The sequence below is a fragment of the Promicromonospora sp. NPDC060271 genome, from assembly GCF_042726755.1.
Lineage (GTDB): Bacteria > Actinomycetota > Actinomycetes > Actinomycetales > Cellulomonadaceae > Promicromonospora.
Window position 1 is genome coordinate 1 of record NZ_JBHXBG010000144.1, and the last position, 13665, is coordinate 13665.

General features: G+C 73.8%; 7 protein-coding genes. 1 reads left to right on the top strand and 6 read right to left on the bottom strand.

From position 1 onward, the window contains the following. Positions 1–215 precede the first annotated feature (215 nt). From ACFWE2_RS19430 to aspS, 6 genes are all read right to left on the bottom strand, one after another. Positions 216–2090: a hypothetical protein gene (locus ACFWE2_RS19430; RefSeq protein WP_377225858.1), complete on the bottom strand. Its 1875-nt coding sequence runs from the start codon at positions 2088–2090 to the stop codon at positions 216–218. Continuing rightward, positions 2087–3325 carry a VWA domain-containing protein gene (locus tag ACFWE2_RS19435; protein ID WP_377225859.1) on the bottom strand — a complete coding sequence of 413 codons (1239 nt, stop codon included), beginning with the start codon at positions 3323–3325 and terminating at the stop codon, positions 2087–2089. Before ACFWE2_RS19435 ends, ACFWE2_RS19430 begins: the two co-directional genes overlap by 4 nt. Continuing rightward, positions 3322–6093 (bottom strand): DUF5682 family protein, encoded by a 2772-nt coding sequence (locus ACFWE2_RS19440; RefSeq protein ID WP_377225860.1) that lies wholly within the window; start codon positions 6091–6093, stop codon positions 3322–3324. The genes ACFWE2_RS19435 and ACFWE2_RS19440 overlap by 4 nt, the downstream gene beginning before the upstream one ends. Positions 6094–6104: 11 nt before the next feature. Then, a complete protein-coding gene (locus ACFWE2_RS19445; RefSeq protein WP_377225861.1) occupies positions 6105–7220 on the bottom strand; it encodes an AAA family ATPase in 1116 nt (371 codons plus the stop codon). A gap of 74 nt (positions 7221–7294) precedes the next feature. Then, on the bottom strand, positions 7295–11113 hold the full coding sequence (locus ACFWE2_RS19450; protein WP_377225862.1) for a DUF4132 domain-containing protein: 3819 nt from the start codon (positions 11111–11113) through the stop codon (positions 7295–7297). Between the two features lie 202 nt (positions 11114–11315). Then, positions 11316–12650 (bottom strand): aspartate--tRNA(Asn) ligase, encoded by a 1335-nt coding sequence (aspS, locus tag ACFWE2_RS19455; protein WP_377225863.1) that lies wholly within the window; start codon positions 12648–12650, stop codon positions 11316–11318. A 321-nt stretch (positions 12651–12971) separates the two neighbouring features. On the opposite strand from aspS, the gene ACFWE2_RS19460 reads away from it, so the two are divergent. After that, positions 12972–13622 carry a heme oxygenase (biliverdin-producing) gene (locus tag ACFWE2_RS19460; protein WP_377225864.1) on the top strand — a complete coding sequence of 217 codons (651 nt, stop codon included), beginning with the start codon at positions 12972–12974 and terminating at the stop codon, positions 13620–13622. Positions 13623–13665 lie beyond the last annotated feature (43 nt).

The window sequence follows — 13665 nt, forward strand, 5'->3', positions numbered from 1 at the left end:
GTCCCAGGTCCAGCGGACCTGGGACGACTCGCCGGCGGCCACCTCGCCGGCCAGGCCGGACGTGTCGATGATGCGCGGCTCCCCCGCGGGCGCACCGGAGTCGGAGACCGGCCGGAGGCCGGTGCCCGAGGGTTCCCGCGAGATCACCGTGTGCATGGGCTCAGTCTGCCCTGGGCCTCTGACACTCGACCTGGCACCCGGTGGAGCCGGGTGGGTCAGCCCGCCACGTCAGCGACCGCCCGCGCCCTGCCCACCACGAAGGCGGCGTGCAGCACGGCCGGCGCGGTCAGCTCACCGGCGAGCAGCCCGCCGGCGGTCCGCTCCAGCGTCGCGAGCCCGAGGTCCCTGGCCAGGGCGCGCGCCTGCTCGACGTCGGACCGCTGCCGTGCCGTGAGGAACGGCCGTCCCGTCGCCGCCGCCGCGACGAGGACGTCGCCGAGCAGGAGCGTCACCCGGCGCACCGGGGTCGGCGGAGCGACCACCGACCGGACGGTCCTCGCCGACGCCGCCTGCGCCCGCAGCTTGCGCAGGCGCCGGCGCCAGAAGTCCCAGAGGCTGCTCTCGAACGTCCATGCCGGCGTGATGGTGGGGCTGACCAGCCGGATCGTGCCCTTGTCGCGCACGAACAGGCCTACCGGCTCGTCCCGGTCCTCGCGCCGCTCGATCGTGACCGCGACCAGCTTCGACCTGACGGACAGCAACGTCTGCACCGCCTGCTCGCTCGTCACGGGCAGGCGGAGCGCGCGCTCGTCGCCGCCGGACGTGACGATCGCGAGCGTCAGCTCCTGCCGCACCTCGTCGATCCCGATCTCACCGACGTCGCGGACCAGCACGAGCCGCACGTTCGCCGGGCGACGCCCGAACCCGACGGCGTCGCGCGGCGCCACCCCGGCGCCCGTCCGTTCCGCGATCTGCTGGAGCTCGGCCAGGTCGAACCCGTCGCCGTCCAGCCGATGGACCACCGGGGTCCCGCCCGCGCCCAGGTCGCCGTCGGGCCTGGCCCGCACCGCGGTCAGCCGGAAGGCACCCTCGCACAGCGTGCCCAGGGACCGGCCCCACAGCAGCGGGCTGGTCCAGCTGCGCTGAAAGCCCGGGTCGGTGCCCGACGCACGGCCGGTCACGACCTGCCGCACCTGACCGGCGACCGTCCCGGAGGCTGCGGCCTCGCTGTCCCAGCCCAGGTAGGCGAGCCCTCGCGAACCGCTCGGCGAGGTCCACCACCGGGCTCCGAGGGGCACCCACCGCGCGACGTCCAGCTCCTCAGCGTCGGTGCGGCTCCCGGCTCCCGCCGGCATCGGGTGGTCCTGGCCGCCGACGGGATCGTCGCCGCTGCCCGTGTCCAGGGCGCGCTGCAGCACCTCGCCCATCGCCCAGACCTCGGCGAGGGCGTCGAGCAGGTCGGACTCGGTGACGGCGTCGTCCCGTCCGGCCAAGCCGCTGACGAAGCCCGCCGCCACGCGCAGCAGGCCGACGAACCGGACACCGCCGACCTGACCGGGCTCGACCGGCTCGAACCCGGCCACGCGTACCCGGCCCGCCAGCGCGACCAGGGTCTCGGCGTCGTCCGGGCCGAGGTGGGACAGACCGCCCGACATGAGCCGTCCTACGACGTCGCGCACCTCCGCGAGCGCCTCCCGGCGACGGCGCAGCACCGCCTCGGAGGGTCCGCGTGGGGCCGTCCGCCGGGTCTCGGACGCCGGTGCGGCCCCGCTCCCAGGCCCCGGGCCGGATGCCCCGGGCAGCGACTGCGCGACGACGGGCTCCGCGCCCTGCGGCGGTGCTTCGGGCGCGACGGCGGCGGCCCACAGGCAGGCGGTCAGGACGTGCTGGCACACGCCCGCCGTCGGACAGTCGCAGGAGACCGCCGCCGGGCCGCGGCCGTCGACCCGGACCGAGGCCCCGGAGACGGCGAGCACCACTCCCTTCGGGTCGTGGGACAGCTCGGTCACGCCGTCCTCGGCGGCGTAGTCCTTGCGGGCGCGGCGCAGCAGCCCGGCGTTGCCGAGCGCCTTGAGCGCGTCGTCGTCCAGGCCCGCGTACGGCGCGGCCCAGGGATAAGTCCTGGGCGCGCTCGTCGTCGGCTCGCTCATGAGAGCACCTCTCCCAGCCACTCGGCGAACCGCTCGGGGGTGAGCGCGGCGACCTCCATGCCGCACTCGGCGAGGTGCCGGGCGGTGCCCTGGTCGTAGACCGGCTCCGCCGCCTCGTCCAGCGCGGCCAGGCCCAGCATCGTGACGCCCGACGACGCCATCCGGCGCACGGTCGACAGGAGGCTGGACACGGAGCCGCCCTCGTAGAAGTCGCTGACCAGCGCCACCACCGTGCGCGACGGGTTGCGCACCTGCTGCTCGGCGTGGCGCACCGCCCGCGCGATGTCGGTGCCGCCACCGAGCTGTGCGGTCATCAGCACGGTGACCGGGTCGTCGGCCACGTGCGACATGTCCACGACCGACGTGTCGAACAGGTAGAGCTGCACGTTGATGCCGGGCAGACCCGAGAGGATCCCGGCGCAGACCGCCGAGTACAGCAGTGACGGCGCCATCGATCCGGACTGGTCGACGAGCAGGATGACGTCCCAGGTGAGCGTGCGCCTGGCGCGGGACGAGAAGCGGACGTCCTGCACCGTCATGCGGCCTTCGGCGTCGACGCGGCCGAGGTTGGCGCGCAGCGTGCGCTTCCAGTCGAAGTTCCGCGCCACCTTGTGCATCGACCGGCGTGACCGGTCGATCCGGCCGTTGACGGCCGTGGTGAACCGGGTACGCAGCCGTTTCACGATGTCCTCGACGACGCGCTGGATCACGCGGCGCAGTCCGGCCGCCGCCCGGTCGTCCAGGGCGCCGCGCACCTGCAGCATCGCGACGGCGAGCTCGCGCGACGGTTCGAGGGTCTCCAGCGCGGTGTCGTCCTGCAGCAGCTCGGTCAGGCCGTACCGGCTCACCGCGTCGACCTGCATGCGTTCGAAGGTCTCGCGCGGGAACAGGCTGCCCGCCTCGCCCAGCCAGCCGAGCGCGGTCACGTCGACGCCGTGCGGCTGGGACCCGCCGAGGCCGGCGCCTCTGCCTGGCCGCCCTGAGCCGTCCCCGCCCTGGCCGACGCGGTGGCCGCGCGCCGTGTACTCACGGTCGTACAGGTACCGCAGGGACCTCTCCAGGCCGTCGTCCTGCTGCCCCACCGAGAGCTGGTCGGCCGCGTACCGGCCGAGCACGAGCCGCCAGCGACGGGCCGTCTCGTCGTCGGAGACCGACGGCGTGGGTTCGGTGCCTGGTTCGGTGCCGACGGGTCCGGTGGTGGCGGATCCGGTCGTCCCGGAGCCGGTGGTGCTCATGCTTCTCCTCGTGTCGTGTCGGCTCCGGGGCCGCCGGCCCAGTGGGCCAGCCCGTCCCGCTCCAGTACCGCTGTCAGCTCCTGGTCGAGGGCGAGCCCTGCCGCAAGGTCCTCCTCGGACAGCGCGACCCGAACGTCCACCTGGTCCACCCGGGCGCCCGTGCGCTCGGCCACCCGCTTAGCCAGCCGGTGCGTCTCGGTGGGGCGCAGCCAGGTGAAGGCTCGCCGCAGGTCGGGCAGGACGGCCAGGAACGCGTCGCCCTGGAGCGTGCGCAGGGCGGCGTCGACGGCGTCGAACATCTCGGGCGTGTGCAGGATCAGGTCCGGGGCCGCGCGCATCACGCCGCCCAGGAACCGCACCGCCGTGCCCGGGTCCGCGCCGGCGGTCAGGGCGCCGCGCACCCGGGTGACCAGGACGTCGTCGGGCACCTCGCCGTCGGTGAAGCCGAGGGCGAGCAGGGCGCCCGCCACTGCCGGTGCGGTGCTCCGGTCGTCCCGCAGGCGCGCGAGCTCACGCACGACGGCGGTGCGGTTCTTCCCGCCGGTTCCCCCGTGGTCGCCGTCACCCGCTGCCGCCGCGTCCCGGAGCAGGGAGCGGAGGTCGATCAGCGTGCCGATGGCGGTGTCCTCGTCCTCGGCTCGTGTCCTGCCCAGGTCGCTGACCAGGTAGGCGGCAGTCGCGAGCGCCTGGCTCACCAGGTCGAGCAGCTCGCTCGCGTGCTCCTCGGCGCCGAGCTCCACCCGGGCGTGCCACAGGCCGAGCAGGCGCCGCGCGCCCGACACCACGGAGCTCAGGTCGCGGTCGGTGTCCAGGGTGGTGCGCAACAGCGAGACGATCCGGGGCAGGTGCGCGCCCATCCCGATCACGAGCGTCTGCGCGACGAGCTGGGCGAGGGCATCGACCGTCGCGGTCCCGGTCCCGGTGCCGGCTCCCGTTCCGGCCGCGGCCCCGGTTCCAGTGCCCGCGAGCCGGGCCTCCGCCTCGTGCAGCCGCGCGACCGCTACCGCGTCCAGCGTCGCGCCGAGGTGCACGAGCTCCACCAGCCGCGCCTCGACCAGCGGTGTCCAGCAGTACTGCCACTCCTCGGTGATCAGGCCGAGCCCGCGGCCCGCCACGTGGTCCGGCCCGGAGACGAGCTGCCCGAAGCCGGCTCCCACGAAGTCGAGCAGCGCCAGCACCTGGCGCTTCGCCCGATGGGACGCCGTCCGGCGCGCGTCGAGACGGGTCGTGCGCGGCACCGAGTCGTCGATGACGAGCCGCACGGCCCGCACCCGGTCCCGGACGTCCCGCACGAGGGGCGGTGACGCGCTGCCCGGCGGCACGTCACCGAGCGACCGGCCGCCGAACACCTCGGCGACGGCCAGCCCCAGCGGCCGCTCGGGCTCGCCGGGCCCGCCGACGCCGCCGTCGTCCTGCACGTAGCAGGACCGCACCGCGTCCAGCAGGTCCGTGCGGCACGGGAAGCTGCGCTCGCGCAGCTCCGCGAGCCGGACGGCGGCCTCGGCCGCCGCGCCGACCTGCGGCAGGCTCACCCCGTGCCCGCGGCCGGCCGCACTGCGTGCGACGTCGACCAGGATCTCCGTGGCGAGGGCGCGTGCTCCGACGGGGCCGGGTGCTGCCGACTCCGGCGCCAGACGCAGCTCCCGGAGGTGCGCCGCGTACAGCCGCTCGTAGTAGCCGGGCGACGGCATGCCCGCACCGTAGCCACGCAGCCCGTCGAGCCGCTCGTGGTCGTACCGGACCAGCCACGCCTCGCCCTGCGCCGGGGGGCCGAAGCCGCCCTCGGGCTGCCGGTCGCGAACGGGCGCGCCCTCCGGCGCACCGGAGAGCGCCTCGACCAGCGCGAGCGTGTGGAACGCACCGGTCACCACGAGCACCGGGCCTGCCTTGCCGTCGGCCGTGCTCGCGGTCGGGCGATCAGCGGAGAGCCGATCGACCGTCTCGGTGATCCTTGCCGCCATCCGCGCCTCGCGGTCCAGCGAACCCTCGCCGGCGAGCACGCTCTCCTCGTAGTCGAGACGTGCGAGCGCCGACCACGCGAAGACGTCGTCGAACACGGCCCGCCAGTCGGCCAGCTCTGCGCTCGCCCGCGCCTCGAAGAGCTGGTCCCAGACCTCGTCGTGGTCACGGCAGCCGAGGCGACGCGCGAGGGCGGCCATGGCCTCCGAGTGCGCCAGGTACCGCTCGGACATGAGGGTCCGTGCGAAGGGATCGGGTCGTGCGGTGCCGCTCCCGATGCCGCCCTCTCCGGCGTCGTCCTGTCCGGGCGCGGCAGGGCCCGAGAGTGCCAGCTCGGCAGCCGAACGCTCACCGAAGGACCGGTCGACGAACGCGAGCTCCGCACCGACGGCCTGTCCGGCGCGCAGCGCCACCCACTCCGGCGAGAAGGACGCGAGCGGGTAGAAGCCGGCGCCCGATCCCGATCCCGATCCCGATCCCTCGAGGCTCAGCACCGCCACCGGCGGCCGCGTCTCCTCGTGCAGCAGGTCCGGGATGAGCCGCGTGAACTCCTCCGGCCCCTCGATGAGGACGGCCGCCGGGCGCAGCTCCTCGATCGCCGCGCGCACCGCCACGGCGCACGCGGGGCTGTGGTGCCGCACGGGGGCGAAGTGGATACCGCGTTCGTCCCGCAGCCTGCCGACGGCGTCAGCGGCCGCGCGCAGGCGCTCGGGTGCCAGCTCCCGGACGACGTCCGCACGCCGGCCCGTGCGGACGCCCGACGCGACGCCGCCGCTCACCGCCGCTCCGCTCACCGCCGATCCGCTCATCGCCGCTCCGCTCATCGCCACAAGGGCTCTGCCGCGGTGAAGAACGCCTTCCAGCGCTTGTCGTTCCGGGCGCGTTCCCGCACGACGTTGTCGACGTAGTGCCGCAGCCGGCGCGCGTCCTCCTCCTCGCCCTTGAGCGCCACGCCTGAGATCTGGCGCGCGATCTCCGCCGCGGTCACCGTGCCGTCGCCGAGGTACCGGGCCTCCAGGGACGCGGCGACCGCGACGTTGACCGCCTCCGCCGTCGACATGACCGTCTCGGGCCGCTTCACGGGCGCGCCCTCGCGCGTGCTGCCGGTCCGCAGGTCCTGGAACACCGTGACGAGCACCTCCAGGACGTCCAGCGGCACGGCGGGCCTGGCGCTGTCCGGCCCGAGCTCGGCCTCCAGCTGGTGCTGCACCAGCTCGATCTCGAACGCCCGGTCGCGCACCGGGGCCACGGTCTCGAAGCTGAACCGGCGCTTGAGTGCCGCGGACATCTCGTGCACGCCGCGGTCCTTGAGGTTCGCCGTGGCGATCACGGTGAAGCCGGGCCGGGCCGCGACCCGGGCGTCGGGTCCGAGCTCGGGGACCATGAGCTGCTTCTCCGACAGGATCGACACGAGCGTGTCCTGGATCTCGGGGGCGCAGCGCGTGATCTCCTCGAAGCGCACGACCCGACCCTCCCGCATGCCCGTGCAGATCGGCGACGGCACGAGCGACCGCTCGCTCGGCCCCTCGGACACCAGGAGCGCGTAGTTCCACGAGTACCGCACGTGGTCCTCGGTGGTCCCGGCGGTGCCCTGGACCGTCAGGGTCGACGTGCCCGAGACAGCAGCGGACAGGAGCTCCGACAGCATCGACTTCGCCGTGCCGGGCTCGCCGACGAGCATCAGGCCCTGGCGTCCCATCAGGGAGACGACGGCGCGGTCGACCAGCGGGTCGTCGCCGTAGAACTTGCGCCGCACCCCGAGCTCGTCGGAGCCGATGATGAACGCCCGTACGGCTCGCGGGCTCAGCCGCCAGCCGGGTGGCCGCTCGTGGCCGCGCTCGGTGTCCCAGGCGTCGAGCGTGGCGAGCTCGCCGGCGTAGCGGACCTCGGCGGGCGGGCGGATCTCGGCCGGGGTGGCGGTCTCAGTGATGGTCATGACTTCCTTCGGTACGCGCATCTGGCGGTGCTGGGTGGGTATGGAGGCTGGGGCTGTGGCGGAGACGCGCCGGGTCAGTACTGGCTCTTCTTCTCCCAGTCCGCGTCGAAGACCCCGCCCTCGGCCACGGTCAGGTAGTCCCGGTAGGAGACGGCCAGCAGGACCTTCGGCACGTCCTTGATCGCGAGGCGGCCTCGCTCGCCCCAGGTGCCGGTGCGGCGGAACGCGAGCTCCCGCATGGCCGCCGTGATGTTCTCCTCGGGCAGGAACGCGCCGGTGAACTCCAGCTCGACGGTGAGGCCGAGCGTCGGGTACTCCTTGCAGTACGCGCTGAACCAGCCGGCATCCTCCGCCTGCGACCGGGTGTACCCCAGCTTGGTGGCCCGGCCGCGGATCGTGAACGAGTCGCTGAGCCAGCCCTCGCGGGTCCTGATCGCTGTGGCGCCGTCGGCCGGCTCGGGCAGCGCACCTGCCTGCGCCCCTGGTTCCTCGGCGCCGAGACCCTGGTCGAACAGCGGCGTGACCTCGTAGTCGGCCAGGTGGGAACGCCAGGCCGGTGCGCCCGACTCGTCGTCGTCCCCGAGGGTGGCCGCGTGCACCAGCGACACCCGCGCGTCGTCGGGGAGGGTGACGTCCTCGTCGTCGACACCGATCAGCGCCCCGCCGTCGCCCGGCCGGAACGTGACCGCCGCCGGGACGCCCGGCAGCTCGGCCGCCCACACCAGCCGCGCGGCGAGGCGCGACATGAGCGGGTGCCCCAGGACGAACTCGCGCCAGTCGGCGAAGGTCCAGGTGCGGCCGGTGACCATGGCCTCGGCGAAGCGCTGGCTCTGCAGCGCCACGACGGCCTTCAGCTCGGCGCGCGACTCCTTGAGCTGCTTCTTCGCCTCGGCGTAGGCCTCGGCGTCGTCGGACGCGCGCCGGGCCGGCAGCGCCTTGACGACCTTGCCCGCCGGGTTGCGCAGCTCCAGCGTGAAGGCCTCGGTGATGCGCCCGGTGACCACGCGCTCGCCGTCGGGCGAACCGAGGTCCAGGCGCAGGATCCCGTCGTCGTCGAAGCCCGCGGTCTGGACGGTGCGGTCGGCGAGCTGGTCGGCGTCCCAGCCGTTGCGGTCGGCGATGTCCTGGGCGAGCGCCGAAGCGGTCTCCTGGACGCTGCGCTGCTTGAACCGGCGCGAGACCGCGAGGAGCTGCTGCACCGCTGCCCGGTCGCCGTTCGCGGCGAGCGCCCGCACGAGGTACTCGGCCTGCGCCCGGCGGCCCTTGTGGGCTGCGAAGTAGTGCTGCGCGGTGGTGGCGAGCTCCGCGCCGGGCATGCCGACGGTGAGCGCGAGCAGCCCCTTCTCCTGCGTGGCCGACCCGAGGTAGGTGGCCTGGTTCTGCCGGTAGAGGCTCTTCCAGAGGTCCTCGACGGTCTGCCCCGCCTGGTTGGCGTAGTACTCCGGGTACCGCTTGATCGAGGCCTGAAGGTTGGTCCAGTTCGTCTGCGCGTGCCGGTCCGCAAAGGCACGGGAGTCCTCGACCGACGGGCCGCGGGTGTCCTGCGCCACCCAGGCGCGCAGCACGAACGAGCCGAGCGCGGCCTGGGAGGCGGCGTCGAGCAGCCCGACGTACCGGGCGATCAGCCCCTCACCGCTCGGTGCCTTCAGCTTGGTGGCCAGCACCACCCACCAGCGGACGACGTCGCGCGGCACGACCGCACCAGGCCCACCGGCGGGCTGACCGGCGGAGCCGGCCCACCGCACCTCGGGAAGCTGGTCGAACGGGAACCAGTCGAGGCTCGCCGGCAGCTTGCCCCTCAGTCCCTTGGTGGCCTCCGCCTCCAGGACCGCCGGCGCGAGGTCGGCAGTGATGTCGTCGCCGAGGGTCTCCAGCGCGGAGAGCAGCGTGGCGCGTGCGGCTTCCCGGCGTTCCTTCTTGAGCGCGGCGCGCAGAGCCGGGACCGCCGCGGGGTCACCGATCCGCGCGAGCCAGGCGGCGGCCGAGGCGCGTACCTCGGCCTTGGGGTCGGCGAGCGCCTGCTCGGCCAGGTTGCGTGCGCCGGCGTGCGCCTCCAGCACCTCCTGTGCGGCGCGGCGGTGCGTCTTGCCCGTCCCGAGCGCGAGCGCCGTGAGCCGCGGCAGCAGGCTCGGCGGGACGGCGGGGAAATCCCGCAGGAGCCGCAGCGCGGTGCCCGTGCCGTTGCGGTAGGGCTCGTCCGTGCCGAGGTGGCGGTCGAGGACGTCCGTGCGCTCGGCGAAGTAGGGCCAGACCACGGACGGCGCGAGCGCCTCGCCGCCCCACCAGGTCTGGAACACCATGTCGCGGACCTGCTCGTCGACGTTCGGCACCCCCGCGCGGACCAGTCCGTCGTGCACCTGGCGCAGGTCGGTGGCCTGGTCGAGGTAGGGCCGCAGAGCCCACACGAAGTTCCGCTGCGCCTCACCGTCCCGCAGGGCGAGCACGCGGATCGCGAGCATGAGCCCTGGCTCGGTGAACAGGTTCCGCAGCTCGTCGGCGAGCCACTGGAAGAGCACGGCGTTCTGGCGACGCGTCTTGTTCGTGGTGGTCACGGCACCGGTCACGCGGTCAGGGACCGCCGCGAGGTCGGCGTCCGTGATCGACTGGAGCTCCTTGAGGGTGCGCTGCGCGCGTTCCGCCCAGTACTTGTTCGCGTTGCCGCCGCTCCTGGCTTGATCGAGCTGCACGCGCGCCTTGGCGATCTGCTCGTCGAGCACCTTGCGGGCTGCGGCCGCCCACCCGGGCTCCACCACCGGGTCCGGCAGGGGGTCGTAGGTCGGGACCTCGATCGTGACGTCCGTACCCGCGCCCGCGCCCGTGCCGCCGTCGTCCAGGGCGCGGGACCGCTCCACGGTCTGCTCCAGGAGCCGCACCCGTGCGCTCTGGCCGGCCGCGACCTTGCCGTTCTCGTCACGGAGCGCGGCCAGCGCCTCGTCGAGCGCCTCGATGCCGCCGTCCAGGGCGACCAGCCGCGTCACCACCTCGCCGAGCTGTCCGGTCGGGACCTTGGCGAGATGGGGCCGCAGCAGGGCGACCTGCGCGGCGTCGTCGTGCACGGAGAGGTGGCCGAGAGCCGTCGTCCGCACGCCCTTCGCCTTGTCGACGGCGAGCGTCGCCACGATCTCGACGAGCCCGGCCTCGGCCGTGCGCTTCCCGATGCGGGTCAGCACCTCCTGCTTGCCGTGCGCGCCGAGCCCGGTGGTGACGTCGGCCAGCGTGCCGACGTGCTCGGTCACGTACTGGTCGAACGCCTGACGCGCGGCCATCGCCTGCCGCGGATCCTGGTACCAGGAACGCTCGTTGGTTCCCCGGTGCAGGATCGCCGTGAGGACGGTGGCCGCGGCGTCGGCGGCGGGTACTCCGCCCTCGACGGCGACCTGCTCCAGGAACGCGGGCGTCAGCCGGGCGGCGACCTCGGTGACCGCCTTGCCGGAGCGGTGCCTCTCGTTGGTTCCCCGCCGCGCCCCGTCGTACACCAGGACGTAGAACCACTCCGGCACCACGGTGGGCACGTCGGAGGTCTCGCACACCTGCGCGAGCAGCCGGCCCAGGCGAGCGAGCACCGCAGCGTCGGCCGACGCGTAGACCCGTCCGCGCGCCGTGATGCCCGAGCCCTCGCTCCAGCCCTTGTGGACCGCCGCGACCCGCTTGACGACGTCGGGCGACACCCACCGCGACCACACCTGCAGCGGTGCGCCGAACAGGCCGTCCAGATCGGTGTTGCCCGACTGCTGCACGTTCACGAGGACCTCGGGTGTCGCGCCCTCGAGCACGTACCCGACGGCGTCGTCGTACACCCCGGTGCCCAGCAGCTTCAGCGGGGCCAGTGCGTCACGCACCGCCTTCGCCGTCGTGTCGCCGCCCGTTACTCGGTCCACCAGTTCCTGCAGCATCTCGTTCCTCACCCAGCCGTCGGGCACAGGGCACACCTCGCCCCTGTGACGCACCGCATGAGCAGTGCGCGCCACAAGGTAGCGGTGACCACTGACAGTGGTCGACGATCCGTCAGGTGGTCGGCAGAACGTCAGGTGATCGACATTCCGAGCTGCCGACCACCTGACGTTCTACCGACCACCCTCCGCAGCCGCGCGGGAGCTACGGGACCAGGCGGTGCAGGTCGCGCGGGAACGGCGTCACCTCGCGGACGTTGGCCGCCCCGACGAGACGCGCCACCCAGCGCTCCAGGCCGATCGCGAACCCGCCGTGCGGCGGCATCCCGTGCCGGAACGCCGCAAGGTACGACGCGTAGGCGGCAGGGTCCTCGCCGCGCGCCTCGAGCGCGGCGACGTAGTCGGCGTACCGGTGCAGCCGCTGTCCGCCCGTGACGAGCTCGAGGCCACGGAACAGCAGGTCGAAGCTGTTGCTCCACCGCTCGCCGCCCGGCGCGGCGCCAGGGCCACCCGGCCCCGAGCCCGGCTCCGGATGCGTGTAGAACGGCCGCTTGGCCATGGGGTAGCCCTCGACCGCGACGAAGTCGGACCCGTGCTCGGCCATGGCCCACTCCCCGAGCGCCCGCTCGTGCTCGGGCGCCAGGTCCGGCTCGTCGGACGGCGCGCCGACCAGCGCGAGCGCGTCGGCGAAGTGGAGCACCGGGATCTCCGCGGGGATCTCGGGCACCGCGATGCCCAGCCGTTCGGCAGCTCCCGAGCCGCGTACGGCGTCGGCCATCCCGGCGAGCACGCGACGCAGCACCTCCAGCACGTCGCGGTGGTCGCGCACGAACCCGAGCTCGACGTCGAGCGAGCGGTACTCCGCGAGGTGCCGCACCGTGTCGTGCGGTTCGGCGCGGAAGACCGGGCCCACCTCGTAGACCCGTTCGAAGACCCCGACCATCTGCTGCTTGTAGAACTGCGGCGACTGGGCCAGGTACGCGGGCCGCCCGAAGTAGTCCACGGGGAACACGTTCGCGCCCGACTCGGTGGCGGTCCCGACGAGCTTCGGCGTGCAGATCTCGGTGAACCCTGCCGCGTCCAGCGTCGCCCGGAAGCCGCGCAGGCTCGCCGCCGCGACCTCCCACCGCGCCTTCTGCGCGGGATGCCGCCAGGTGACGCCCGCATGGTCGAGCATCGTCGGCAGCGCGGCGGTGAGCGCCGGCCGCCACAGCTCGACGGGCGGGGTCTCGGCCGCGTCGGTCAGGGCGGTGATCACCGGCTCCGTGACCTCCACCCCGCCAGGGGCCTGCGGGTTGACGGTGACCGTTCCGGTCACCTCGACGGTGGTCTCCTCCGGCGGCACCTCCGGCGCCTGCCCGACGCCCGTGCGCACCACCACCTGGGCGAGGCCGGTGCGGTCCCGCAGCACGAGGAACGTCACGGTCGCGAGCTGACGACGGCGGTGGACCCAGCCCTGCAGCCGCACGGTCGAACCCGGCGGGGCGGCGGACAGGTCGTGGGCGAGCGTGCGAGCCGGGGCTTGCGAGGGTGGTCTCATCAGTCCTCCAGAGAGCGAAGGCCCTGGAGGAGCGGGCGGGGGCTAGGTCGCGGTGCCACCACTCCTTCGCCGGGAGACCCCGGCCTCTCGTCGGTACGCCGCACGCGCGGGCGGTGCGTCCGCCCGGGAACCCGGGCCGAGGTTTGTCAGGCCTCACGCTCGCCACCCAGAGGTTATGCCCGACGGCGTCCTCCCCGCCACACGTTTCGGGCCGCCGCCCGTGCGCGGCATCGGAAGTTAGGTTCACCTAACCGGAGTTGCTATGCTCGGGATGTGGTGACACTTTGTCAGCACGTTTCCGTCGCGCCGGAGGAGATCTACGTGAGCTTGCCCGTCGAGGAAGCAGTCCCCCTGTCCGCCCTGCTGCGCCAGAGCACGCGCGACGAGCACGACGCCGCGAACTCGGAGCAGTTCATCGAGGAGCTCATGTCCGGGGCGCTGACCCGGGCCGCCCATGCCGACCTCTCGGCCCAGCTCCTCGTGGTCTACGAGGCGCTGGAGGAGGCGAGCGCCGCCGTGCGCGACGACGAGCGCGGCGCAGGCCTCGTCTTCAACGAGCTCACCCGTGTCCCGGCCATCGAGCGCGACCTGGCCTACCTCTACGGACCCGCGTGGCGCGAGGAGATCCGCATCCTGCCGGCGACGCACCAGTACGCGGACCGCGTCCGCGAGATCGGCGGCAGCCTGCCGCACTACGCGGCGCACTCGTACACGCGCTACCTGGGCGACCTGTCGGGCGGCCAGATCGTGAAGCGCATGATGAGGCAGCACTACGGCCTGGACGAGGAAGGGCTGGCGTTCTACACGTTCCCGGACATCCCAAAGGTCAAGGTGTTCAAGGACGCGTACCGCAACGAGCTCGACCAGCTCGACCTGGACGAGGACGAGGTGGCCGCGACGGTCGCGGAGACGCACCACGCCTTCCACCTGAACCGCGCGGTGTTCACGGAGCTCGCCGAGATCCACTGCTGACCCCCGAGGTGTCAGACGCTCAGGTCACCGGGGTGACCTGAGC